This window comes from Luteimonas arsenica (assembly GCF_004352825.1).
GTDB lineage: Bacteria > Pseudomonadota > Gammaproteobacteria > Xanthomonadales > Xanthomonadaceae > Luteimonas > Luteimonas arsenica.
Genome location: NZ_SJRW01000001.1, coordinates 811,329 through 834,666, shown reverse-complemented (window position 1 = coordinate 834,666; position 23,338 = coordinate 811,329). Strand labels below are relative to the sequence as shown.

The 23,338-nt window shown below is 70.5% G+C and carries 26 protein-coding genes; 7 read left to right on the top strand and 19 right to left on the bottom strand.

The annotated features are described in order from the left end of the window. Positions 1-55: 55 nt before the first annotated feature. Positions 56-1,975, bottom strand: coding sequence for an ATP-dependent zinc metalloprotease FtsH (gene ftsH / locus E2170_RS03875; RefSeq protein WP_132999307.1), 1,920 nt, complete (start codon positions 1,973-1,975; stop codon positions 56-58). A 27-nt stretch (positions 1,976-2,002) separates the two neighbouring features. Beyond that, a complete protein-coding gene (gene rlmE / locus E2170_RS03870) occupies positions 2,003-2,635 on the bottom strand; it encodes a 23S rRNA (uridine(2552)-2'-O)-methyltransferase RlmE (protein WP_133000002.1) in 633 nt (210 codons plus the stop codon). 69 nt (positions 2,636-2,704) lie between these two features. On the opposite strand from rlmE, the gene yhbY reads away from it, so the two are divergent. Continuing rightward, positions 2,705-3,010: a ribosome assembly RNA-binding protein YhbY gene (yhbY, locus tag E2170_RS03865; protein WP_132999306.1), complete on the top strand. Its 306-nt coding sequence runs from the start codon at positions 2,705-2,707 to the stop codon at positions 3,008-3,010. Positions 3,011-3,032: 22 nt separating this feature from the next. Further along, positions 3,033-3,410 (top strand): Mth938-like domain-containing protein, encoded by a 378-nt coding sequence (locus E2170_RS03860; protein WP_132999305.1) that lies wholly within the window; start codon positions 3,033-3,035, stop codon positions 3,408-3,410. 7 nt (positions 3,411-3,417) lie between these two features. Here the strand turns inward: E2170_RS03860 and E2170_RS03855 are convergent, their stop codons facing one another. From E2170_RS03855 to surE, 4 genes are read right to left on the bottom strand one after another with little or no spacing between them, the layout of a single operon-like run. Further along, complete coding sequence (locus E2170_RS03855; protein WP_132999304.1) at positions 3,418-4,221, bottom strand: peptidoglycan DD-metalloendopeptidase family protein; 804 nt, start codon at positions 4,219-4,221, stop codon at positions 3,418-3,420. Positions 4,222-4,259: 38 nt separating this feature from the next. Then, positions 4,260-4,913: an exopolysaccharide biosynthesis protein gene (locus tag E2170_RS03850; RefSeq protein ID WP_132999303.1), complete on the bottom strand. Its 654-nt coding sequence runs from the start codon at positions 4,911-4,913 to the stop codon at positions 4,260-4,262. 3 nt (positions 4,914-4,916) lie between these two features. Then, on the bottom strand, positions 4,917-5,600 hold the full coding sequence (locus E2170_RS03845) for a protein-L-isoaspartate(D-aspartate) O-methyltransferase (RefSeq protein ID WP_132999302.1): 684 nt from the start codon (positions 5,598-5,600) through the stop codon (positions 4,917-4,919). Beyond that, positions 5,597-6,382, bottom strand: a complete 786-nt coding sequence (gene surE, locus E2170_RS03840) for a 5'/3'-nucleotidase SurE (RefSeq protein ID WP_132999301.1) — start codon at positions 6,380-6,382, stop codon at positions 5,597-5,599. The genes E2170_RS03845 and surE overlap by 4 nt, the downstream gene beginning before the upstream one ends. Positions 6,383-6,437: 55 nt before the next feature. On the opposite strand from surE, the gene E2170_RS03835 reads away from it, so the two are divergent. After that, complete coding sequence (locus E2170_RS03835; RefSeq protein ID WP_132999300.1) at positions 6,438-6,986, top strand: Smr/MutS family protein; 549 nt, start codon at positions 6,438-6,440, stop codon at positions 6,984-6,986. Position 6,987: 1 nt separating this feature from the next. On the opposite strand, the gene E2170_RS03830 is transcribed toward E2170_RS03835, so the two are convergent. The 9 genes from E2170_RS03830 to E2170_RS03790 form a co-directional block, all read right to left on the bottom strand. Next, positions 6,988-7,242 (bottom strand): hypothetical protein, encoded by a 255-nt coding sequence (locus tag E2170_RS03830; RefSeq protein ID WP_132999299.1) that lies wholly within the window; start codon positions 7,240-7,242, stop codon positions 6,988-6,990. A 109-nt stretch (positions 7,243-7,351) separates the two neighbouring features. Then, complete coding sequence (truD, locus tag E2170_RS03825; RefSeq protein ID WP_207914912.1) at positions 7,352-8,404, bottom strand: tRNA pseudouridine(13) synthase TruD; 1,053 nt, start codon at positions 8,402-8,404, stop codon at positions 7,352-7,354. A gap of 37 nt (positions 8,405-8,441) precedes the next feature. Further along, positions 8,442-8,921, bottom strand: a complete 480-nt coding sequence (gene ispF / locus E2170_RS03820; protein ID WP_132999298.1) for a 2-C-methyl-D-erythritol 2,4-cyclodiphosphate synthase — start codon at positions 8,919-8,921, stop codon at positions 8,442-8,444. After that, positions 8,918-9,619: a 2-C-methyl-D-erythritol 4-phosphate cytidylyltransferase gene (gene ispD, locus E2170_RS03815; RefSeq protein ID WP_132999297.1), complete on the bottom strand. Its 702-nt coding sequence runs from the start codon at positions 9,617-9,619 to the stop codon at positions 8,918-8,920. The genes ispF and ispD overlap by 4 nt, the downstream gene beginning before the upstream one ends. A gap of 34 nt (positions 9,620-9,653) precedes the next feature. Beyond that, the gene (ftsB, locus tag E2170_RS03810; RefSeq protein WP_132999296.1) at positions 9,654-9,986 is read right to left on the bottom strand and encodes a cell division protein FtsB; all 333 of its coding nucleotides are present in this window, start codon (positions 9,984-9,986) and stop codon (positions 9,654-9,656) included. A gap of 11 nt (positions 9,987-9,997) precedes the next feature. Further along, positions 9,998-11,284, bottom strand: a complete 1,287-nt coding sequence (gene eno, locus E2170_RS03805) for a phosphopyruvate hydratase (protein WP_132999295.1) — start codon at positions 11,282-11,284, stop codon at positions 9,998-10,000. A gap of 245 nt (positions 11,285-11,529) precedes the next feature. Continuing rightward, positions 11,530-12,363: a 3-deoxy-8-phosphooctulonate synthase gene (kdsA, locus tag E2170_RS03800; RefSeq protein WP_132999294.1), complete on the bottom strand. Its 834-nt coding sequence runs from the start codon at positions 12,361-12,363 to the stop codon at positions 11,530-11,532. Positions 12,364-12,535: 172 nt separating this feature from the next. Continuing rightward, entirely contained in the window at positions 12,536-14,200 is a 1,665-nt protein-coding gene (gene pyrG / locus E2170_RS03795; protein WP_133000000.1) for a CTP synthase, read from the bottom strand. 120 nt (positions 14,201-14,320) lie between these two features. Further along, entirely contained in the window at positions 14,321-14,824 is a 504-nt protein-coding gene (locus E2170_RS03790; RefSeq protein ID WP_207914911.1) for a globin, read from the bottom strand. A 145-nt stretch (positions 14,825-14,969) separates the two neighbouring features. On the opposite strand from E2170_RS03790, the gene parE reads away from it, so the two are divergent. Continuing rightward, a complete protein-coding gene (parE, locus tag E2170_RS03785) occupies positions 14,970-16,859 on the top strand; it encodes a DNA topoisomerase IV subunit B (RefSeq protein WP_132999293.1) in 1,890 nt (629 codons plus the stop codon). Between the two features lie 31 nt (positions 16,860-16,890). Here parE and hutG read toward each other — a convergent pair whose 3' ends face one another. Genes hutG through E2170_RS03765 form a run of 4 tightly spaced genes read right to left on the bottom strand, consistent with a single transcriptional unit; the run spans position 16,891 to position 20,865 of the window. Then, complete coding sequence (gene hutG, locus E2170_RS03780) at positions 16,891-17,667, bottom strand: N-formylglutamate deformylase (protein WP_132999292.1); 777 nt, start codon at positions 17,665-17,667, stop codon at positions 16,891-16,893. A gap of 17 nt (positions 17,668-17,684) precedes the next feature. Further along, on the bottom strand, positions 17,685-19,052 hold the full coding sequence (gene gorA, locus E2170_RS03775) for a glutathione-disulfide reductase (protein WP_132999291.1): 1,368 nt from the start codon (positions 19,050-19,052) through the stop codon (positions 17,685-17,687). Continuing rightward, positions 19,049-20,299, bottom strand: coding sequence for an NAD(P)/FAD-dependent oxidoreductase (locus E2170_RS03770; protein ID WP_132999290.1), 1,251 nt, complete (start codon positions 20,297-20,299; stop codon positions 19,049-19,051). The genes gorA and E2170_RS03770 overlap by 4 nt, the downstream gene beginning before the upstream one ends. A 29-nt stretch (positions 20,300-20,328) precedes the next feature. Continuing rightward, positions 20,329-20,865, bottom strand: coding sequence for an FKBP-type peptidyl-prolyl cis-trans isomerase (locus tag E2170_RS03765; RefSeq protein WP_132999289.1), 537 nt, complete (start codon positions 20,863-20,865; stop codon positions 20,329-20,331). Between the two features lie 72 nt (positions 20,866-20,937). Between E2170_RS03765 and E2170_RS03760 the strand changes: the two genes are divergently transcribed. From E2170_RS03760 to E2170_RS03750, 3 genes are all read left to right on the top strand, one after another. Next, a complete protein-coding gene (locus E2170_RS03760) occupies positions 20,938-21,513 on the top strand; it encodes a C40 family peptidase (protein ID WP_132999288.1) in 576 nt (191 codons plus the stop codon). 111 nt (positions 21,514-21,624) lie between these two features. Beyond that, positions 21,625-22,281 carry a C40 family peptidase gene (locus tag E2170_RS03755; protein WP_243708040.1) on the top strand — a complete coding sequence of 219 codons (657 nt, stop codon included), beginning with the start codon at positions 21,625-21,627 and terminating at the stop codon, positions 22,279-22,281. 144 nt (positions 22,282-22,425) lie between these two features. After that, positions 22,426-23,298, top strand: coding sequence for a bile acid:sodium symporter family protein (locus E2170_RS03750; RefSeq protein ID WP_132999287.1), 873 nt, complete (start codon positions 22,426-22,428; stop codon positions 23,296-23,298). Positions 23,299-23,338: the final 40 nt, after the last annotated feature.

Here is a 23,338-nt window from a genome sequence, read left to right as displayed (position 1 = left end):
GGGGCCGCTCTCGCGGCCCCGGTCGCGGGTGCACGTGCCAGCCCGGCCGCAGGACTCAGGCCTGCGGCGCGGGATCGGGACTGATCGGGGGCAGCGGACGTTTGTCGCCGTCGCTGTCGCCGTCGTCGCCACCCTTTCCGGCCTTGTTCCAGCCCATCGGCGCCGGCGGCTCGCGGCCTTCCATGATCGCGTCGATCTGCGGCACGTCGATGGTCTCGTACTCCAGCAGCAGCTTCGACATCGCGTGCAGCTTGTCGATGTTCTCGGTCAGGATCTCGCGGGTGCGGGCATAGGCCTTGTCGAGGATCGCGCGCACCACCTCGTCGATCTTGCGCGCGGTGTCGTCGGACACGCTCTTGTGCTGGGTCACCGAGCGACCCAGGAACACCTCGTCGTCCTCCTCGCCGTAGGCGATCGGCCCCATCGCGTCGGACAGGCCCCACTTGGTGACCATGTTGCGGGCGATCTTGGTCGCGCGCTCGATGTCGTTCGAGGCGCCTGTGGTGACCTTGTCCTCGCCGAAGATCAGCTCCTCGGCGACGCGGCCGCCGTACAGCGAGCACAGCTGCGATTCGATCGCGACGCGGTTCATCGAGTACTTGTCGCCCTCGGGCAGGTACATGGTCACGCCCAGCGCGCGGCCACGCGGGATGATCGTGACCTTGTAGACCGGGTCGTGCTCGGGCACCAGGCGGCCGACGATGGCGTGGCCGGCCTCGTGGTAGGCGGTCAGCGTCTTCTCGTCCTCGCTCATCGCCATCGAGCGGCGCTCGGCACCCATCAGGATCTTGTCGCGCGCGCGGTCGAAGTGGTCCATGCGGACCTCCTTCGAGTTTTCGCGCGCGGCGAACAGCGCCGCCTCGTTGACCAGATTGGCGAGATCCGCGCCCGAGAAGCCCGGCGTGCCGCGTGCGACCACCATCGGCTCGACGTCGTCGGCCAGCGGCACCTTGCGCATGTGCACCTTGAGGATCTGCTCGCGGCCCTTCACGTCCGGCAGGCCGACCACCACCTGGCGGTCGAAGCGGCCCGGGCGCAGCAGCGCCGGGTCGAGCACGTCGGGGCGGTTGGTCGCGGCGATCACGATCACGCCCTCGCCGCCCTCGAAGCCGTCCATCTCGACCAGCAGCTGGTTCAGGGTCTGCTCGCGCTCGTCGTGACCGCCGCCCAGGCCGGCACCGCGGTGGCGGCCGACGGCGTCGATCTCGTCGATGAAGATGATGCACGGCGCGTGCTTCTTCGCCTGCTCGAACATGTCGCGCACGCGGCTGGCGCCGACGCCGACGAACATCTCGACGAAGTCGGAGCCGGAGATCGAGAAGAACGGCACCTTGGCCTCGCCGGCGATCGCCTTGGCGAGCAGGGTCTTGCCGGTGCCGGGCGGGCCGACCATCAGCACGCCGCGCGGGATCTTGCCGCCGAGCTTCTGGAAGCGCGAGGGATCGCGCAGGAACTCGACCAGCTCGCCGACCTCCTCCTTGGCCTCGTCGCAGCCGGCGACGTCGGCGAAGGTCACCTTGACCTGGTCATCGCCGAGCAGCTTGGCGCGCGAGCGGCCGAAGGACATCGCGCCCTTGCTGCCGCCCTGCTGCATCTGCCGCATCATGAAGAACCAGAAGCCGATGATCAGCAGCACCGGCAGGAAATTGAGCAGCAGCGACCACAGGGTGATGCCCGACTCCGGCGGCGCCTGCTTGATTTCCACGTTGTGGTTCATCAGGTCGTCGACCATGCGGTCGTCGCGGCGCGGTGCGGTGGTGATGCCGCTGGTGCCGTCCTTGCGCTGGAACTGGACCGAGCGCTCGTCGCTGGAGATGTCCACGGACTTGATGCGGTCGGTGCGCACTTCGGACATGAACTGCGAGTACATGACCTCCTGGCTGCCGGGCATCTTCGGGCTGAAGCTGTTGAAGACCACCATCAGCACGACGGCGACCACCACCCACAGCATCAGATTCTTCACCAGGTCGTTCATTCCACTCTCCGCGGCCAAGCCGCCAATTTACTTCATCCGCGCCAGCTTGCCCTGCGCGAGCGCATAGACTTCCGGCGAACGTTGCCGCGAGGCCGCGGGCTTGCGGACCACGACCTTGGCGTAGCGCCGGCGCAGCTCGCGCACGTAGTCGTCGAAACCGGTGCCGTGGAACAGCTTGATCAGGAAATCGCCGCCCGGCTTCAGGTGCCGGTCGGCGAAGTCCATCGCAAGCTCGGCCAGGTACATGGCCCGCGGCTGGTCGACGGCGTTCACACCACTCTTGTTGGGGGCCATGTCGGACAACACAAGGTCGACCGCCGCTCCGTCCAGCACGGATTCGAGCCGGGCCAGGACCTCGTCCTCGCGGAAATCGCCGTGGATGAACTCCACGCCGGCCAGTGGCGGCATCTCCAGGATGTCCAGGGCGACCACCCGGCCGCCGTCGCCCAGGGCCTGGCGGACCCACTGCGACCAGCCGCCGGGGGCGGCGCCGAGGTCGACCACGGTCATGCCCGGCTTCAGCAGCCGGTCGCGCTCGACCAGCTCCTCGAGCTTGTACGCCGCCCGCGAGCGCATGCCGTCGGCCTGCGCCTTCTTCACGTAGGGGTCGGAGAAATGCTCCTGGAGCCAGCGGTGGCTGCTTTTGCTGCGGGTGGCCATCGCCGGGCCCGGGACGGGGGGAGCGGCCATGATACCCTGCGTGCCCCGCCGAACCTGACCGCCGCCCGCATGACCGTCGAGCTCACCGCCGCCCAGAACCGCTTCCTGCGCGGCCAGGCCCATGGGCTCAAGGCGATGCTGCAGGTGGGCGGCAAGGGCCTGACCGACGCCGTGGTGGCCGAGGTCGACGGTGCCCTGGAGCACCACGAACTGATCAAGGTGAAGGTGGGTGCCGCCGACCGCGAGGAGCGCGACGCCCTGATCGGCAGCCTGGTCGAGCGCACCGGCGCCGCCCTGGTGCAGCGCATCGGCCACGTCGCCATCCTCTACCGGCCCAACCGCGAGAAGCGCCTGATCGTGCTGCCGCGGGCCTGAGGCTCCGGCTGGCACCGCCGCCATGGACCTGGTTCACGAACGTCCCGACTACGACTACGTGCTGCGCGCCGCCGACGGCCGCTCGGCGCGGGTCAACGACCGCGAGCTGCGGTCGAGCTTCATCATCGCCCCCGACCGTCTGGTCGAGGACTGGCCTGTGCCCGCGATCGCCGGACTGGCGCCGGAGCAGCTCGAACCGCTGCTGGCGCTGGAGCCGGAAGTGATCGTGATCGGCACCGGCGAGTCCCAGGGTTTCCCGCCGCCGCGGACGATGGCTGCCTGCCTGTCGCGCGGGATCGGCCTGGAGGCGATGACCAACGCCGCCGCCGCGCGCACCTTCAACGTGCTGGCCAGCGAGGGCCGGCGGGTGGTGGCCGGCTTCATCCTCACCGGCGATTGAGGCGCGCTCAGCGCCGCGGCAGGTAGCGCAGCGGGTCGACCGGCTTGCCGTTGTAGCGGATCTCGAAGTGCAGCATGTCGCGCTCGGCGCCGGTGCGGCCCATCTCGGCGATCTGCTGGCCGGCCTTCACGCGGTCGCCCTCGCCCACCAGGCGCCTGCGGTTGTGGCCGTAGGCCGACAACCACTGCTCGTCGTGCTTGATGATGATGAGCTCGCCGTAGCCGACCAGGCCCGAGCCCGAATACACGATCACGCCGTCGCCTGCGGCACGCACCGCCTGTCCGGCCGAACCGGCCACGCCGATGCCCTGCTTCGTCGGGTCGCCCTCGACGTAGCGGCTGACCAGCTGGCCGTCGGCGGGCCAGCGCCAGGACACCGCGCTCTGCACCGGCGCCGGGCCAGTGGGCTGCGGCGGGGTCTGCGTCGGCTGGACCACGCGGCCGCGGCTGTCGGTGGGCGGCCGCGCAGTGGTGCTGCCCGTGCCGCGGCGGCTGGTCGAGGCCGTGCTGGCGCGCGCGCTCCCCGACGAGGGGTACAGGCGCAGGCTCTGCCCGGGATAGATCGTGTATGGCGGCTGGATGCCGTTCCACATCGCCAGATCCAGCGGGCTGATGCCGTTGTTCACGGCCAGCCGGTAGAGGTTGTCGCCCCTGCGCACGGTGACCGTCTGCCCCGGCTTCGGCGTGGAGGTGCGGGCGGCCCCGCTGCCGCCTTCGCGGACCACCTTGCTGGTGCCGCAGCCGGCCACGGCCAGGGCCAGGGCGACCAGGGGAACCAGGGCGATGCGGGCGGCTCGACGGATCGGGGGCATGCGCGAATGGACCTCCGTGTTGGGCATGGCGGGACGGATCAACCGGCGAAGCGCTGCCACAGGTGCGTCAGGGCCAGGCCGCCGCCTCCGATCAGCACGCTGAAATAGACCACGGTGCCGATCGTGGCGAGATGGCCGAGGAGCACGGCGCCGCCATCGCGCTGGATGAAGCCGACAGCGTAAAGCAGCAGCGCGATCGCGGGGATGGTGTTGCTGAACGGAACGAATCCGAACGGCGCCATCAGCAGCAGCGCGGCGAAGATGAAGGCGAGGCTGTTGAACACGTGCATCGCGCGGCCGTCGACCAGGCCGGGCATGCGGTGCGGCCGGCTGATGCGCTCCAACCGGCGCACCCAGGCCATGCCGCCGGTGAGCGCGGGCCGCAGGCGGTCGGCCGGGAGCTGACGATCGGCCAGCTTCTTCGGCACCCACAGCGGGCGGCCGGACAGGCGGCTCAGGCCCACCAGCAGGATGGCCGCGCCGAACACCGTGCTCACGCCCGGGATCGACACCGGGATCAGGAACACCAGGGTCAGCAGGATGGACAGCACCAGCAGGCCTTCGTCGCCGATCACGGCCAGCAGCTCGCCCAGGCTCATCGAGCCGCTGGGCAGGCGCTCGATGATGCCTTCGAGCTGGGTACGCAGGGAGGCCTCGCCGGCGGGGCCGGTCGGGCCCGGTCGATCGCTCATGTGTCAGTCCACCAGTCCGGAAAGCAGGGGCACGAAGGCGACGTTGGCCAGCGTGTCCTGGGTGATGCGGCCCTCGGCGTCCTTGCGCAGGCGCAGCAGCGACTGCGCGCCGCCGGCACCGACCGGCGCCACCAGGGTGCCGCCGGGCGCGAGCTGCGCGCTCAGCGCTTCGACCAGGGCCGGCGCGCCGGCGGTGACCAGGATGCCGTCGAAGGGCGCTTCCTCCGGCCAGCCGACGCGGCCGTCATCGTGCTTGCTGCGCACGTTCAGGCCCAGCGAGCGGAAGCGCTTGCGCGCCACCCGCAGGAGGTCGCCGATGCGTTCGACCGTGTACACCTGCAGCCCCAGCGCGCCAAGGATCGTGGCCTGGTAGCCGGATCCGGTGCCCACCTCGAGCACGCGCTGCGGCTGCGCGCCGTCGGCCAACAGGGCCTCGGTCATCTTCGCCACCACCCAGGGCTGGGAGATGGTCTGGCCGTGGCCGATGGGCAGCGCGGTGTCCTCGTAGGCGCGGGTGGCCAGCGCCTCGTCGATGAACAGGTGCCGCGGCACGGTGCGGATGGCGTTGAGCACGCGTTCGTCGACGATGCCGTTGCCGCGCAGGCGCTCGATCAGACGGTCGCGCACGCGCTGCGAGGTCATCCCCATCCCGATCGCCTCGGGCTGGAGCCGGAGCCGTGGGGTCATGCCTGCCCCCCGTTGCGCAGCGCCTCTTCCAGCCCGCCGACCCAGGCCGCTACCTGCTCCAGCGCCTGGTAGCGGGTGAGGTCGACCTGGATCGGGGTGATCGCGATGTGCCTGGTGCGCACGGCGTGGAAATCGGTGCCGGGGCCCGAGTCCTGCTCGGCGCCGGCGCCGCCGATCCACCAGAAATGGCGGCCGCGCGGATCCTGCGCCGGGATGCAGGCCTCGGCGCGGTGGCGGTTGCCCAGGCGGGTGACCTCGAAGCCCTCGATCTCCGACCACGGCAGGTCCGGGACGTTGACGTTGAGGATGGTGTCGGCCGGCAGCGGATCGGCCTTGAGCCGGGCCACGATCTCCACCGCGGCGCGGGCGGCGGTTTCGTAGTGCTGGCCCTGATGGTCGCGGGTGACCAGGGACACCGCCACCGCGGGCAGGCCCAGGAAGCGGCCTTCCATCGCCGCGGCCACGGTGCCGGAATAGATCACGTCGTCGCCGAGGTTCGCGGTGTCGTTGATGCCGGACACCACGATGTCGGGCTCGTCTTCGAGCATGCCGGTAATGGCGACGTGGACGCAGTCGGTCGGCGTGCCGTGCACGCGCCAGGTGGCGGCATCGAGCTGCACGGCCTGCAGCGGCAGGTCCAGGGTGAGGGAATTGCTGGCGCCGGAGCGGTCGCGGTCCGGTGCGACGACGGTGACTTCATGCCCCGCCGCGCGCAGGCCTGCGGCGAGCGCGCGGATGCCGGGGGCGTCGACGCCGTCGTCGTTGCTGACGAGGATTTTCATTGCGTTCATGATAGCGGAACGCGACGCCGCCGGTCCCCCGCGCTAGGCTTGTGGCATGGCCGGAACGGGCGGGAAACACGACGAAGACGACGACGCGGCGCTGTTCCGGGCCGCGGTCGGGCCGGTGCGCGAGCTGCCGGCGGCTCCGACACCGCCGGAGCGTCCGCGCCCACGCCCGCGCGCGCGCATGGCCGAGCGCGACGAGGCGCAGGCGCGCGAGGATTTCCGGCTGGGGCGTGGCGAAGCCTTTTCGATCGGCCGCGGCGACGTGATGGCCCATCGCCGCGAACAGGTCCCCCCGCGAACGCTCAAGCGCCTGTCACAAGGGCTGTATGCCGCCCAGGACGAGCTCGACCTGCACTACGCCGACGCCGCGGCCGCCGAAGCGCTGCTGCGCCGTTTCCTGGTCGAGGCCCGCGACGCCGGCCACGGCTGCGTGCGCGTCATTCACGGCAAGGGCATCAATTCCGACGACAGCCTGCCGGTGCTGAAGAACGTGGTCGACCGCATCCTGCGCCAGCGTTCGGACGTGCTGGCGTTTCATTCCGCGCCGCCCGCCCAGGGCGGGACCGGCGCGGTGCTGGTGCTGCTGGCGCGGCGCTGAACTACTGGTTGTCCACGTCGGCGGCGGCGCCCTCGGCCCGCTTCACCGGCGGATGGAACCAGCGCACGGTCACGCCGCGACGGCGCGCCACCCGCTCCACCATCGCCACGTATGCCGCGTCCTGGATCGCCTGGCCGGGCGCGTGCTGCTGCGGCTGCGCCGCGGGCCGGGTCGAAGCCGTGCCGCCACTGCTGGCACAAGCCGCGAGCAACACCGCCGATGCAGTGACCAGGGCGGCCTGATGAATCGTTTTCATGGGAGCCCTCCTCGTATGGCACATCGTTGCCGACGATGTGCAGGACCACCTGTATACCCGGCGAAGCGGAGCTGCCAGTGCCCGTCGTGGCTTTCCGACGAGCGGCGGCTCAGCGGGCGCCAGCGTCGCTGATCGTGCCGAGTTCAGCGAGCACGGCCGTGGCATAACAGCCTGCGGGCAGGCTGAAACCGACCTCCAGCGCGCTGTCGCCCAGCCACTGCCAGGACAGGTCGCCGGGCCGCAGCCGGGTGGCCCGCCGCTCCTGCTTCAGGCCGGCGGCCTCGAGACCCGCGCGTAGCAGGCCGCTGCCCTCGTCGGCCAGCGCCGCCAGTTCCACCGCACGCGCCGCGGCCGCGCTGCGCAGGTCGCCGCGCCCCCACAGCGGCGCACCGGGATGGATGTCGAAGGCTTCCAGCCGCGTCGCCAGCGCATCGCTCCAAGGCTCGGGGCCGAACACGCTGCGGCTGCCGTCGAGCATCCAGGCTTCGCCCTCCAGGCCACGGTCCCAGCTGCCGTCGGCCACCCGCGCGGCCAGCACGCGGTTGAACAGCGCCGAACGCGCAGCGGACAGCAGCAGCGCACGCTCGTCGCGCTTCACGCGCAGGCCGCCGAACATGCGCAGGGCCTTGTCGACGTTGCCGCCGCCGTGGCCGAAGCGCTGCCCGCCGAAATAGTTGGGTACACCGCGGGCGGCGATGGCCTGCAGGCGTTCCTTGATCGCGCCGCGATCGCCTTCGACCTCGCGCAGCACCAGCCTGAAGCGGTTGCCCGCGAGTGCACCCCGCGGCAGCTTGCGTGAGTGCCGGGCCTGGCCGAGCACGCGCAGGCGCTGGCCGGTCGCGGCATCGTCGCGTTCCAGCGTCGCGGTGTCCGGGGCCTCGCGTCCGGGCAACTGCACGCTGAAGCGCTGGCGGGTCACCGCGTGCCGGTCCTTGAGGCCGGCGTAGCCGACGGCGCGCTCGTCCACGCCTGCCCATTCGGCCAGCAGGCGTGCGACGAAGGCGGTGTTCATGCCGCGCTTCTCGATGGTCAACAGCAGGTGCTCGCCGGCGCCGCTGGCCTCGAAGCCGTCGATCTCGGTGACATCGAAATCCTCGGGCGCAACGCGGATGCGCGCCGCCAGCACCGGCGCACCGTGCGCGCGCGGCAGCGACGGGCTCACCTGCGCCGCCGACACGGCCAAGCGCCCATCACCCCGTTCAGGCCGCCACGAGCAGGCACACGGCCTGCGCCGCTATGCCTTCTTCGCGGCCGACGAAGCCCAGGCGCTCGCTGGTGGTGGCCTTGACGCTGACCGCATCCAGCGCGATGCCGAGGTCGGCGGCAATCGCCTCGCGCATCGCCTGCGCGTGCGGGCCGACCTTCGGGCGCTCGCAGATCACGGTCGCGTCGACGTTGCCGGCCTTCCAGCCGCGTTCCGCGGCCAGTGCCACGCAGTGGCGCAGCAACGCACGGCTGTCGGCGCCGCGCCAGCGCTCGTCCGACGGCGGGAAATGCACGCCGATGTCGCCCAGCGCCAGCGCGCCGAGGATGGCGTCGCAGAGCGCATGCAGGATCACGTCGCCATCGCTGTGCGCGACCAGGCCGCGGTCGTGCGGCACGCGCACACCACCGAGCATCACGTGGTCGCCTTCGCCGAAGGCATGGACGTCGTAGCCGTGGCCGATGCGGATGCTCATGCGTCCTCCCCCACCGCGCGGCGCGCGAGCAGGAACTCGAAATAGACCAGATCGGCGGGCGTGGTCACCTTGATGTTGTCCTCCGCGCCTTCGACCAGCAGCGGGCGGGCGCCCTTGCGCTCCATGGCCATGGATTCGTCGGTCACCTCGATCCCGTCGGCCGCCGCCGCCTCGAGGGCGAGGCGAAGCTGCAGGCGGCGGAACAGCTGCGGGGTCTGCGCACGCCACAAGCGCTCACGGGGTTCGGTGCGGTCGATGCCGCCTTCGTCACCGGCGCGCTTGAGGGTGTCGCGCACGGGCGTGGCGAGGATGGCGCCGACCGGATCCTCGCGGCCGCGTTCCAGCAGGGCGGCAAGATCGCCCAGGCGCAGGTTCGGGCGCGCGGCATCGTGCACCAGCACGAAGGCGTCGGCGCGCACCTCGTCGGGCAGCGCGGCCAGGCCGGCCAGCACCGATTCCGCGCGGGTGTCGCCACCGGTGCAGGCAAGCACCGGGCGGCCGCTGCCGTCGCTCCAGCCCTGCCAGCGGGCATCGCCTTCGGCCAGCGCCACCACCGCGCCCTTGACGCCCGGGTGCGCGAACAGCGCGCGCAGGCTGTGCGCGATCAGCGGTTCGCCCGCGACCTCGAGATACTGCTTGGGCACCTCGCCGCCGAAGCGCGCGCCGCGCCCCGCGGCGGGAACCACGACCCAGGTCATCGACCCGGCTCCGCGCTGGCGGGGACGCGCTGGCTCATGGCGTCACGTCCCCGTCGTCGGTCGCGGGGGCCGGCGCCGCGGGCGCCGCGCGATCGACCACGCGATAAAAGGTCTCGCCCGGCTTGATCATGCCCAGCTCGGCGCGCGCGCGTTCCTCGATCGCGGCCTCGCCGGACTTGAGGTCGGCGACTTCGGCGGCCAGCGCGGCATTGCGCTCGCGCAGGCCGTCGTTCTGCCGCGCCTGCTGCTCGACCTGCTCCTGCAGGGCGGCGACCTCGTGGTTGCCGCCGCTGCCGAACCATAGCCGGTACTGCAGCCACGCCAGCAGCGCGACCAGCACCACCAGCACGATCCGCAGCATGCGCATCGCGGCGTCCGTCAGCGCTTCAGCGAGACGAAGGCGTCGCGGCCGGCGAAGCGCGCACCGGCGCCCAGCGACTCCTCGATGCGCAGCAGCTGGTTGTACTTGGCCACGCGGTCGCTGCGGCACAGCGAGCCGGTCTTGATCTGGGTGGCCGTGGTCGCCACCGCGATGTCGGCAATGGTGGTGTCCTCGGTCTCGCCCGAGCGGTGGGACACGACCGCGGCATAACCGGCCTTGTCGGCCATCGCGATCGCCTCGAGCGTCTCGGTCAGGGTGCCGATCTGGTTGACCTTGATCAGGATGGCGTTGGCGGTGCCGCTGTCGATACCTTCGCGGAAGATCGACGGGTTGGTGACGAACAGGTCGTCGCCGACCAGCTGCACGCGGTCGCCCAGGCGCTGCGTCAGCAGCTTCCAGCCGTCCCAGTCGGCCTCGGCCATGCCATCCTCGATGGTGATGATCGGGTACTGGTCGCACCAGGAGGCGAGGAAGTCGGTGAACTGCTCGCCGCTCAGGCGCTTGCCCTCGCCGACCAGGTGGTACTTGCCGTTGTCGTAGAACTCGCTGGAGGCCACGTCCAGGCCGAGCAGCACGTCGTCGCCGGCGCGGTAGCCGGCTTTGCCGATGGCTTCGAGGATGGTGTCCAGCGCCTCGACGTTGCTGCGCAGGTCGGGGGCGAAGCCGCCCTCGTCGCCGACCGCGGTGGAAAGGCCGTGGCCTTTCAGCACCGACTTCAGCGCATGGAAGATCTCGGTGCCCGCGCGCAGGCTCTCGGAGAACGAGTCGAAGCCCACCGGCAGCACCATGAATTCCTGCAGGTCGACGTTGTTGTCGGCGTGCGCGCCGCCGTTGATGATGTTCATCATCGGCACCGGCAACACCGGTGCGCGGTCGCCGGCCAGCAGCTGCCACAGCGGGATCCGGCGCGAAGCCGCCACCGCGTGCGCCGCCGCCATCGACACGCCCAGCAGCGCGTTCGCGCCCAGCCGGCCCTTGTTGTCAGTGCCATCGAGGTCGATCAGGCGCTTGTCCAGCCCGGCCTGGTCGGCGGCGTCGAAACCCTTCAGCGCCTCGGCGATCGCGCCGTTGACGTTCGCCACCGCGCGGGTCACGCCCTTGCCGAGGTAGCGCGTCTTGTCGCCGTCGCGCAGTTCCACCGCCTCGCGGGTACCGGTCGAGGCGCCCGAGGGCACCATCGCCCGTCCGAACGCGCCGTCGGCGAGGGTCACCTCGGCTTCGAGCGTGGGATTGCCCCGGCTGTCGAGGATTTCACGGGCATGGATGCTGGAGATATCGGTCATGGTTTCGCTTTGTCGCTTTGTAGGTGGGACTGCGGGAAGAGCTTTTTTGCCACGGATTACGCGGATCACGCGGATTTACACGGATCAGATCTGGACGAGGTCAAAGGGAGCGCGCTGCCCTTGGCTACTTTTTTTGAGTCTGTTTTTTCTACTTCTATCAATACCTGTGTGCGTTCCACACGTTTCTCGCCTCGGCCTGATCCGCGTGAATCCGCGTGATCCGCGTAATCCGTGGCAAGGCTTTTTCAAACATCGCTCTCGAGGAAGCCACCGCGCTTGGTGACGGCGTCGAGTTCGAGCATGGTTTCGAGCAGGGCGCGCATCTTCGGCAGCGGCCAGGCGTTGGGGCCGTCGCTCAGCGCCTTGGCCGGGTCGGGGTGGGTTTCCATGAAGACGCCGGACACACCCACGGCGATCGCGGCGCGGGCAAGCACGGGCACGAATTCGCGCTGGCCGCCGCTGGAGGTGCCCTGCCCGCCCGGGAGCTGCACCGAATGGGTGGCGTCGAAGACCACCGGGCAGCCGGTGTCGCGCATCACCGCGAGGCTGCGCATGTCGCTGACCAGGTTGTTGTAGCCGAAGCTTGCGCCGCGCTCGCAGACCATGATCTGGTCGTTGCCGGTCGACTTCGCCTTCTCGACCACCGGCTTCATGTCCCAGGGCGAGAGGAACTGGCCCTTCTTGATGTTCACCGGCTTGCCGGCCGCGCAGACCTTGCGGATGAAGTCGGTCTGGCGCACCAGGAAGGCCGGCGTCTGCAGCACGTCGACGACGCTGGCGACCTCGTCCATCGGCGTGTACTCGTGCACGTCGGTCAGCACCGGCACGCCGACCTGCCGCTTCACCTCGTCCAGCACGCGCAGGCCCTCCTCCATGCCCGGCCCGCGGAACGCGGTGCCCGAGGTGCGGTTGGCCTTGTCGAAGCTCGACTTGAAGATGAAGTTGATGCCCAGCGCCGACGTGATCTCCTTCAGCTGCCCGGCCACGTCGAGCTGCAGCTGCTCGCTCTCGACCACGCAGGGCCCGGCGATCAGGAAAAACGGCCGGTCGAGGCCGACTTCGAAGCCACAGAGGTTCATTTGGAAAGCCTTTTTTGCCACGGATTTACGCTGATCACGCGGATGAAAGCAGATAGCACACAGGCACCCCGCTGCGACAAGGCAGGCCTGGAGGCCATGCTTCTTGCGGAATGGCTGAAGAAGCCAACAGACTGATCCGCGTAATCCGCGTAGATCCGTGGCCAGAAAATGCTCACGCGCTCGCTTCCTTCAGCAGCTTCCCGCCGGCCTTGCGCTCGCGCGCGGCGCGGACGAAGCCGATGAAGAGGGGGTGGCCGTTGCGCGGGGTGGACAGGAACTCGGGGTGCGCCTGGCAGGCGATGAACCAGGGGTGGTCCGGGAGTTCGACCATTTCCACCAGCAGGTCGTCCATGGACTTTGCGCTGATCACCAGGCCGGCGTCCTCCAGCTGGGTGCGGTAGCGGTTGTTGAACTCGTAGCGGTGGCGGTGGCGCTCGGCCACCACGTCCTTGCCGTAGATCTCGCGCGCCCGGGTACCCGGCTTCAGGCGCTGCTCCTGCAGGCCCAGGCGCATGGTGCCGCCGAGGTCGCTGTCTTCGCTGCGCCGCTGCACATCGCCGGACTGGGTGCGCCACTCGGTGATCAGGCCAATCACCGGGTGCGGGGTCTGGCGGTCGTTCTCGGTGCTGTTCGCGCCGCCCAGGCCGGCCAGATTGCGGGCGACGTCCACCACCGCGGCCTGCATGCCGTAGCAGATGCCGAAGTACGGCAGCCCGGTTTCGCGCGCATGCTGCGCGGTCAGCACCTTGCCCTCGAAGCCGCGGTCGCCGAAGCCGCCGGGCACCAGCACGCCGTCGACCCCGGCCAGCACGGCCGCAGCGCCGTCGCGCTCGATGTCCTGCGATTCCAGCCACCTCAGGTTCACGCGGGTGCGCTGGCGGATGCCACCGTGGCGCAGGGCCTCGGCCACCGACTTGTAGGCGTCCTTGTGGTCGACGTACTTGCCGACCACCGCGATCGTGACCTCGTCGATCGGGTGTTCGGTGGCGTCGACCACGTCCTGCCAGGCCGACAGGTCGGCCTCGGGCGCGGCCTTGCCGTCCAGGCGCAGGCGCTCGAGCACGATCGCGTCCAGGCCCTGGCTGTGCTGCCACATCGGGATCTTGTAGATGTTGTCCAGGTCCACCACCGAGATCACGGCCTTCTCGGAGACGTTGGTGAACAGGGCGATCTTGCGGCGCTCGCTGTCGGGCAGCGGCTGCTCGCTGCGGCACAGCAGCACGTCGGGCTGGATGCCGATCGAGCGCAGTTCCTTCACCGAGTGCTGGGTGGGCTTGGTCTTGAGCTCGCCGGCGGCCGCAATCCACGGCACCAGGGTCAGGTGCATGAACAGCGCCTTGTCCGGGCCGCGTTCGGTGCGGATCTGGCGGATGGCCTCGAGGAAGGGCAGCGATTCGATGTCGCCCACCGTGCCGCCGATCTCGACCAGGGCCACGTCGTAACCCTGGGTGGCGGTGTCGATGCAGCGCTTGATCTCGTCGGTGATGTGCGGAATCACCTGCACGGTGGCGCCGAGGTAGTCGCCGCGGCGCTCCTTGCGGATCACGTTCTCGTAGATCTTGCCGGTGGTGATCGAGTTCTTCCCCGACAGGCGCACGTTGACGTAGCGCTCGTAGTGGCCCAGGTCCAGGTCGGTCTCGGCGCCGTCGTCGGTGACGTAGACCTCGCCGTGCTGGAACGGGCTCATGGTGCCCGGGTCGACGTTGATGTAGGGGTCGAGCTTCATCATCGTCACCCGCAGTCCGCGGGCTTCGAGGATGGCCGCGAGCGACGCCGCCGAAATGCCCTTGCCAAGCGAGGACACCACGCCGCCGGTGACGAAGATCAGGGGAGTCATGGTCATGCTGCCGCTGGAAAGCCATAGTCTACCGGCTGCCGGTGACCGGGGCGACCTTGACAGCCCGCGACGCGTGGGGCTGCCTGCTCCCGCGCAGGGCGGAGACGGGCGTTGCCGGCCTCAGGCCTGCTGCGGCCTCAGTCCCTGCATCACCCGCGAGAACAGCCCGCGGGCGCCGTCCCGCGCCGGCTCCGGCCCGGCCGCGGTGGCCCCGTCGCGGGCCTGGAAGGTCCCCACCACCACGCCCATCGCCTCCCGCCAGCGCGCCATCAGCGCCTCGTCGGCCTCGGGATCGGTCTCGGCAACCACTTTCAGGAGGCTGTCGATCCAGTCCCGGTACAGCGCTGCCGGTACCGGGCAGCGGCCGCCACTGGCATGGACGCTGCCCATCTCCGCGATCCCGCGGTCGACCACGCGGCTGCCTCCGGCATGGAAGATCGCCATGGTGATGCCCCGCCGAAGGGCCATGCGCTGCTTGTTGAAGTCGGTGTGCGCGAACAGCGGGGGCACCTCGGGGTTGCTGGCGAGGAACACCTCGTAGAAGCGGCCGATGAAGTCCCGGTCGCGCAGGCAGCGGCCGTAGCTCTGGTGGAGGTCGGCGTAGTCGTCGGTGGAAGCGGTCATGGGGCCCCCTGCAGGCTGGTCCGCGCATGCTCGGCGATCCCGGGCGCAGGGCTCTTGATCGGGGTCAATACCCCGCCTTGACCCGCCCTGCCCACCCCGCCATCCTGATCGGCTTCCCCTACCCCAGCGCCCCCGAATCCCGCCGATGAGTTCCCGCTACGACGCCGCCGACATCGAAGTCCTCTCCGGCCTGGATCCGGTCAAGCGCCGCCCCGGCATGTACACCGACACCGCCCGGCCCAACCACCTGGCGCAGGAGGTCATCGACAACGCGGTGGACGAGGCGCTCGCCGGCCACGCCAGCGCGATCTCGGTCACCCTGTTCAAGGACGGCAGCTGCGAGGTCTCCGACGACGGCCGCGGCATGCCGGTGGACATCCACCCCGAGGAAAAGGTGCCGGGCGTCGAACTGATCATGACCCGCCTGCACGCGGGCGGTAAGTTCAGCAACCGCAACTACGCGTTCTCCGGCGGCCTGCACGGCGTGGGCGTGAGCGTGGTCAACGCGCTGTCCACGCTGGTGGAGGTGCACATCCGGCGCGAGGGCAACGAGCACCGGATGAGTTTCCGCGACGGCGACGTGGCCAGCCCGCTCGAGGTCATCGGCACCGTGGGCAAGCGCAACACCGGCACCCGCCTGCGCTTCTGGCCGGACCCGAAGTACTTCGACACCCCGAAGTTCGCCCTCCGCGCCCTGCGCCACCTGCTGCGCGCCAAGGCCGTGCTCTGCCCCGGCCTGACCGTGACGCTCATCGACGAGGCCACTGGCGAGCGCGACGAGTGGCACTACGCCGACGGCCTGCGCGACTACCTCGCCGGCGAGCTGACGGGGCGCGAACCGCTGCCGCCGGAGCTGTTCCTCGGTGGCCTGAAGAAGGACACCGAGATCGTGGACTGGGCCGCGGCCTGGATCCCCGAGGGCGAGCTGGTGCAGGAAAGCTACGTCAACCTGATCCCGACGGCGCAGCACGGCACCCACGTCAACGGATTGAGGTCCGGCTTCACCGACGCACTGCGCAAGTTCTGCGAGTTCCGCAGCCTGCTGCCGCGCGGCGTGAAGCTCGCCCCCGAGGACGTCTGGGACCGCGTGTCCTTCGTGCTCAGCCTGAAGATGAGCGACCCGCAGTTCAGCGGCCAGACCAAGGAACGCCTGAGCTCGCGCCAGGCCGCGGGCTTCATCGAGGGCGCGGCCGAGGACGCGTTCACCCTCTGGCTCAACCAGCACGTCGAACTGGGCGAGAAGATCGCGCAGCTGGCGATCGACCGCGCCAGCGCGCGCCTGAAGACCGAGAAGCAGATCGTCCGCAAGAAGGTCACCCAGGGCCCGGCGCTCCCCGGCAAGCTCGCCGACTGCATCAGCCAGGATCTCTCGCGCACCGAACTGTTCCTGGTCGAGGGCGACTCCGCCGGCGGCAGCGCCAAGCAGGCGCGCGACAAGGATTTCCAGGCGATCATGCCGCTGCGCGGCAAGATCCTGAACACCTGGGAAGTGGCCTCGGGCAGCGTGCTGGCCAGCGAGGAGGTGCACAACCTCGCCATCGCCATCGGCTGCGACCCGGGCAAGGACGACATCTCCGGCCTGCGCTACGGCAAGGTCGTGATCCTGGCCGACGCCGACTCCGACGGCCTGCACATCGCCACCCTGCTCTCGGCGCTGTTCCTGCGCCACTTCCCGGCCCTGGTGCGCGCCGGCCACGTCTTCGTCGCGATGCCGCCGCTGTACCGCGTGGATGTGGGCAAGCAGGTGTTCTACGCGCTCGACGAGGAGGAGAAGCGCCTGCTGCTGGAGAAGATCGCGCGCGAGAAGCTCAAGGGCCAGGTCAACGTGACCCGCTTCAAGGGCCTGGGCGAGATGAACCCCTCGCAGCTGCGCGAATCCACCATCCACCCCGACACCCGCCGTCTGGTGCAACTGACCGTCGACGACGCCGAACAGACGCGCTCGCTGATGGACATGCTGCTGGCGAAGAAGCGGGCGTCGGACCGCAAGGCCTGGCTGGAGGACAAGGGCGACCTGGCGACGCTGGAAGTCTGAGTTCCGCCGGGTTGCCCCCAAAGGCAGGTCCCTACGGCAGGCAGGCCTCAAGCAGCGCACGCAGCACCGGCTGCAGCGCGGCGGCCCTGTCCGGCAACCACTCGAACGTCGCCTCGTCCATGTAGCAGCGCTGGCTGATCTCCAGCTGCACCGCCTCCACGCCCTGTTCGGGCCGGCCGTAGTGGCGGGTGATATGGCCGCCCTTGAAGCGGCCGTTGGCGACCCAGTCGTAGCCGTCCTGCTTCGCCAGCAGCAGGGCCAGGCGCTCGGCCAGTTCGGGCGAGCAGCTCGTCCCGCTGGCGGTGCCCAGGTTCAGGTCGGGCAGCCGGCCCGGGAACAGCCACGGCAGTTCGCCGCGGATCGAATGACCTTCCCACAGCATCACGCGGCCGTGCTCCGCCCTGAGGCGTTCAAGCTCCGACGCCAGTGCGTCGTGGTACGGCCGCCAGTACGTCTCCACGCGCGCGCGCACTTCCTCCGGCGTGGGCTCCTGGCCGTCCAGGTAGACCGGGCTGCCGTCGAACTGGCGCACCGGGCACAGGCCGGTGGTGTTCTGCCCGGGATACAGCGAGGTGTCGTCCTCGCTGCGGTTGAGGTCGACCACGTAGCGCGAATGCCTCGGCACCAGCACCGAGGCGCCCAGCTCGCGCGCGAAGTCGTAAAGCTTCGCGACGTGCCAGTCGGTATCTGGCACGCCGCGCGCGCTTTCGGCCAGGCGCGGCCGCATCGCCTCCGGGATGACGGTGCCGTCGTGCGGCAGGCTGACGAGCAGCGGCGCGGTGCCGCGGTGCAGGCTGAAGATGTCCATGCCGCCATGCTAACCGCTCAGCGCAGCAGCACGATCTCTTCGGCGCTGGTCGGATGGATGGCCACGGTGGCGTGGAAGTCGGCGAGCGTCGCGCCCAGCTTCACCGCCACCGCGAAGCCCTGCAGGATCTCGTCGGCCGCCTCGCCGACCAGGTGCAGGCCGACCACGCGCTTTTCCTTCCCCACGCAGACGGCCTTGAACATGCTGTGCTGCTGCGCGTCGGCCAATGCATGCAGCATCGGCCGGAAGGTGGTGCCATGGCAGCTGACCGCATCATGGCCGAAGCGCTCGCGCGCCTCGGCCTCGGTCAGGCCGACCTTGCCCAGCGGCGGGTGCGAGAACACCACCGTGGCCACGTTGTCGTGGTCGACGCACGCATCCGGCTCGCCGCCGAACACGCGATCCATCAGCCGGCGGCCTTCGGCGATCGCCACCGGCGTCAGCGCCAGGCGGCCGGTCACGTCGCCGACCGCGTAGACGCGTTTGGCGCTGGTAGCCTGGAAGGCATCGACCTCGACATGGCCATCGGCCGCGGTGCGCACGCCGGCGGCCTCCAGGCCCAGGCCGTCGGTGTTAGGCCGGCGACCGGTGGCGAAGATCACCGCGTCGAAGGGCTCGCCGGTGTCGCCGCCCTGTTCGCACAGCCGCGCGCCGCCGCCCGCACAGGCCTCCAGCGCCGCCAGCGAATAGCCGAAGTGCAGCGCGATGCCGGCCTGGTGCATGTTGCCCTGCAGCCGCTCGACGACCTCGGGGTCGAAGCCCTTGAGCAGGCTGTCGCCGCGCACGAACAGCTCGACCCGGCTGCCCAGCGCCTGCAGCACGCCGGCGAGTTCGACGCCGATGTAGCCGCCGCCGATGATCGCCACCCGCCGCGGCGCCTCCGACAGCGCGAAGAAGCCGTCCGAGTCGATGCCCAGCTCCGCGCCCGGGATGTCCGGCCGCACCGGCCGGCCGCCGGTCGCGACCAGGATGTGCTTCGCCTCCAGCCGGTTGCCGTCTTCGCACTCCACCATGCCGCCGCCGGTCAGTCGGCCGCGCGCGGGCAGCAGCACGATACCGGCTTCGTCCAGGCGTCGGCGGTAGCTGGCGTGGATGTTGGCGATGTAGCGCTGGCGGCTGGCGATCAGCTGCGCCCAGTCAGGACAGGCCGGCTCCACCGGGAAGCCCAGCGCCGAGGCCATGCGGATGTGCGCGCCGAGTTCGGCCGCCAGCCACATCGCTTTCTTCGGCACGCAGCCGACGTTGACGCAGGTGCCGCCGAGTTCGCCCGGTTCCAGCAGCGCGACGCGCGCGCCGTGGCCGGCGGCGCGGAAGGCCGCGGCCAGCCCGCCGGAACCGCCGCCGACGACGGCGAGATCGACGTGGAGCCCACGGTCGGCGCTCACCGGAAGCGCTCCGGCGAATAGGGGGCGGGATCGATCCGCGGCTCGCGGCCGCAGACCAGGTCTGCGACCAGCTGCCCGGTGCCCGGACTCATGCTGACGCCGAGCATGCCGTGGCCGGTCGCCACCCAAGCGTGGCGACGCCCCGGAACGCGGCCGATGATCGGCACGTCGTCCACGCTCAGCGGGCGCCAGCCGTACCACTCCTCGCGCTTCACCGCGCCCACCGGCTCGTGCAGGAACGCCGCCGCGCCGCGCTCGAGCGCGTCGAGCCGGCGACGGTTGAGGCTGGTGTCGTAGCCGGAGAATTCCATGGTGCTGCCCAGGCGGTAGCCGCTGTCCCAGACGGTAACGCAGACACTGGGTTCGTGCAGCGTCACCGGGCGCCGCGGCACCAGGGACGGCCGATCGTAGGTGATCGAGTAGCCCTTGCCGGGCTGCACCGGGAGCGCACCCAGACCGGCCGAGCGCATCAGCACGGGCGACCAGGCGCCGGTGGCGACCACCACGTCGCGCGCGCGCAGCCGGCCGCGACTGCCGTGCACGACCACGTCGTCGGCATCCTCCTCGATGCCCTGCACTTCCCAGCCTTCCTCGACCACGCCACCCAGCGCGCGCAGCGATTCCAGCAGGCCACGCACGTAGCGGTCGGGGCGCAGCCGGGCGTCGCCGGGGAAGCGGATGGTGGCGTGGACGCCGGGCTTGAAGGCCGGGTCCTCGCGCTCGTAGTCGACGCCATCGATGACCTCGGTGGCGATGCCGGCCTCGGCCAGCAGCGGGATCTCGCGGGAGAGCGCGTCGAAGCCGCGCGCGGTGTGGAAGACGTAGTCCACGCCCTCCTTCGCGAATTCGGCGGCGGGCGCGTGGCGGGCCACCCAGCCGGGATAGGCGGCGATCGAGTCGTTGAGGATGGCTGCGCGCGCGCGCAGTGCGCCCTGCCAGTCACGCGCGTTGCAGCGCCGCGCGAAGCCGAGCAGCCAGCGCCACAGCCCGGGGTCCAGCCGCGGCGCGACGTACAGCGGCGCGTCGGGCGTCAGCATCCAGCGCATCGCCTGCACGATGGTGCCCGGCGCACACAGCGGCGCAGCGTGGCTCGGCGTCAGCGTGCCGCAGTTGCCGTGCGAACTGCCGCTGCCGACGGTCTTCGCCTCCAGCACGCGTACGCTGCGCCCGGCCTCGACCAGGCACAGCGCAGTGCACAGTCCGATGACACCGCCACCCACCACCACCACATCGACGCGTTGATCCATGGTGGAAGTGTAGCGGTGCCGGCGCGCCGTCAGTCGGCCTTGCCGGCCTCGTCGCCGCCCGCGTCCGCGGCTTCGTCGCCGTGGCCGTGGTCATGGCCGCCGTCGCCGTGCACGTGGCCGTGCTCGATCTCGACCGGCTGCGCCTCGCGCACGTCGACGATCTCGATGTCGAAGTGCAGGTCCTTGCCGGCCATGGGGTGGTTGAGGTCGACGTCGACCACGCTCATGCCCACCTTCTCGATGGTGACCGCGCGCGGGCCGAAGTTGGTGTTCAGCACCACCTGGTCGCCGACCGCGAGCTTCTGCCCGGCGAAGTGCTTCTTCGGCACGCGCTGGGTCATGCCGTCGCGGCGCTCGCCGTAGGCCTCGGCGGCGGGCACGTCGGCGGCGAAGCTGTCACCGGCGGCATGGCCTTCCATCGCCTTCTCCAGGCCCGGGATGATGTTGCCGTGGCCGGCCAGGATGGCCAGCGGCTCGCCGCGGTCCTTCGAACTCTCCACCGGCTCGCCGCCCTTCTCGGACACGGTGTAGTGGAAGCGGACGACGCGGTCTTTCTCGATCTTCATGGGCTGTGGATCCTGTGGCGCGGCGCGCGGGCCGCTTGTAAGGAAGAAGGGGCTCGGCCAAGATGCCGGCCGATGGGCAAGGGCACGCATTATCCAGACACCGGCCGCCGCGCGCCAATCGGCGCCACCGCCGGCGGTATCGCCGCGCTGGCGATCGTGCTGCTGGCCGCCGGTTGCGGCCGCGACGCACGCAACGATGTCCGCCCCACCCCGCCGGCGCCGGCTCCGGCCGCCCAGCGCGAGTGGCCCCAGGTCACCCCGGACGACCCGGCCTCGGCCAATGCGGTGCTGATGCGGGCCATCAGCCTGGTCGGCACGCCCTACCGCTACGGCGGCAACACCCCGGAGGGCGGCTTCGACTGCTCCGGCCTGGTCAATTATGTCTACCGCGACATGCTCGACCTGAAGCTGCCGCGCACTTCACGCGAGCTTGCGGCCTACCAGGGCCCGAAGATCGAACCGCGGAAGCTGGCCACCGCCGATCTGGTGTTTTTCGGCAGCGGCGGCAACGTCACCCACGTCGGCATCTACGTCGGCGAAGGCCGCTTCGTCCACGCACCCAGCACCGGGGGCACGGTCCGCCTGGACCACCTGGACGGCACCTACTGGCGGCGGAATTACAGCGGGGCAAAACGCATCCTGCGCTAATTCGGCGACGTGCGTCACACTTTTCTTCACGCCCTGCTGATGGAAAATTAACAAACGGGGCGACTCTCTACGGCACCATCACGCGCTGCTGTGCTGACTTGTGAAGACCGCGTGACTGTTCCCGCCCCGACCGACCACCGTCGCCGTGCCGCCCTGCGGGTGCGCTCCCTCCTTTTCACTTGCCTGATGCCGCTGGCCTTCGCGCCTGCGCTGGCGGCTCCGCTGGCCGCCGACTCCGCCGACCAGCTGCTGGCCGGCTCGGCCAGCCAGACCCTGGTCGGCAGCGCCTTCGCACCCGACCGCAACATGCTCAGTGCCGCCGACGTCAGCCAGCTGATCGACGCCGGCCAGGCCCTGGCGGCCGGCAAGGACGAGCCGCCCAGCCGCATCCAGGCCGTGCTGCAGCGAGCCCTGGGCCTGCTCGGCACGCCCTACCGCTGGGGCGGCACCTCGCCCGACTCCGGCTTCGACTGCTCGGGCCTGGTCAACTACGTGTTCCGCACCACCCTGGGCATCGAGCTGCCGCGCGTCTCGCGCGACATGGCCAGCAACGGCGAGAAGGTCGAGCGCACGTCCCTGGTCGCCGGCGACCTGGTGTTCTTCGGCCGCCGCGGCAAGCGCGTCGACCACGTCGGCATCTACCTCGGCGACGGCCAGTTCGTGCATGCGCCGCGCACCGGCCGCGACGTGACCGTCTCGCGCCTGGACACCGGCTACTGGGCCGGCCGCTTCCTGCAGGCACGCCGCGTCGAGGGCCTGGGCAGCTGACGCCGCCCACCGCCGGGAATGATTCCAGAAGGCCGCCTCCGGGCGGCCTTCGTGCATCCAGGCGCACGCTGCAACGCGGCGTGCACAGCGCCCGGGCACGCGCCAAGCTTCCACGGATCGAAACCCACGACGGAAAGGATGCCGATGCAGGCTTCGCTGCTCACCAACCTCCTGCTGCCGCTGGCCCTGGGCGTGATCATGCTCGGCCTCGGCATGGGCCTGGCCCTGGACGACTTCCGGCGCGTGGCGCGCTACCCGAAGGCGGTGCTGCTCGGCCTGGGGCTGCAGACCCTGCTCCTGCCCTGGGTGGCCTTCGGCCTGGCCCTGGGCTTCGGGCTGCGCCCGGAGCTGGCGGTCGGCCTGATGCTGCTTGCGGCCTCGCCCGGCGGGGCGACGGCCAACATCTACAGCCATCTCGCACGTGGCGATGTCGCGCTCAACATCACCCTCACCGCCATCAACAGCCTGCTCTGCCTGCTGACCTTGCCGGTGATCCTGAACCTGTCGCTCGAGTACTTCATGGGTGCCGGCCAGTACGTGCCGCCGCCGGTGGCCAAGGTGATCGAGGTTGCGGTGATCATCCTGCTGCCGGTGGCCGCGGGCATGGCCGTGCGCCATTTCGCGCCCGCCTTCGCGGCGGCCTCGGAGAAGCCGCTGCGCCTGCTGGCGGTGCTGGTGCTGGCGCTGCTGGTGGCGGTGGCGGTGGCCCAGTCCTGGGCCGTGCTGCTGTCGTCGCTGGCGACGGTGGGCCTGGCCTGCCTGCTCTTCAACCTGGCCAGCCTGGGCACCGGCTACGCCGCACCGCTGGCGCTCAGGCTGCCGCGCCCCCAGGCGATCGCGATCTCGATGGAGATCGGGATCCACAACGGCACCCTGGCGATCTTCATTGCCCTGAACGTGCTCGGCAGCGCGGCCATGGCGATCCCGGCGGCGGTGTACAGCCTGCTGATGTTCTTCACCGCCGCGGGCTTCGCCTGGTGGCTCAACCGGGGGCGGGCCGTCCCGGCCCCGGCCTAGCCACCCATTCCCGCCCCGCGGGCATCTTCCCCCGCTTTGC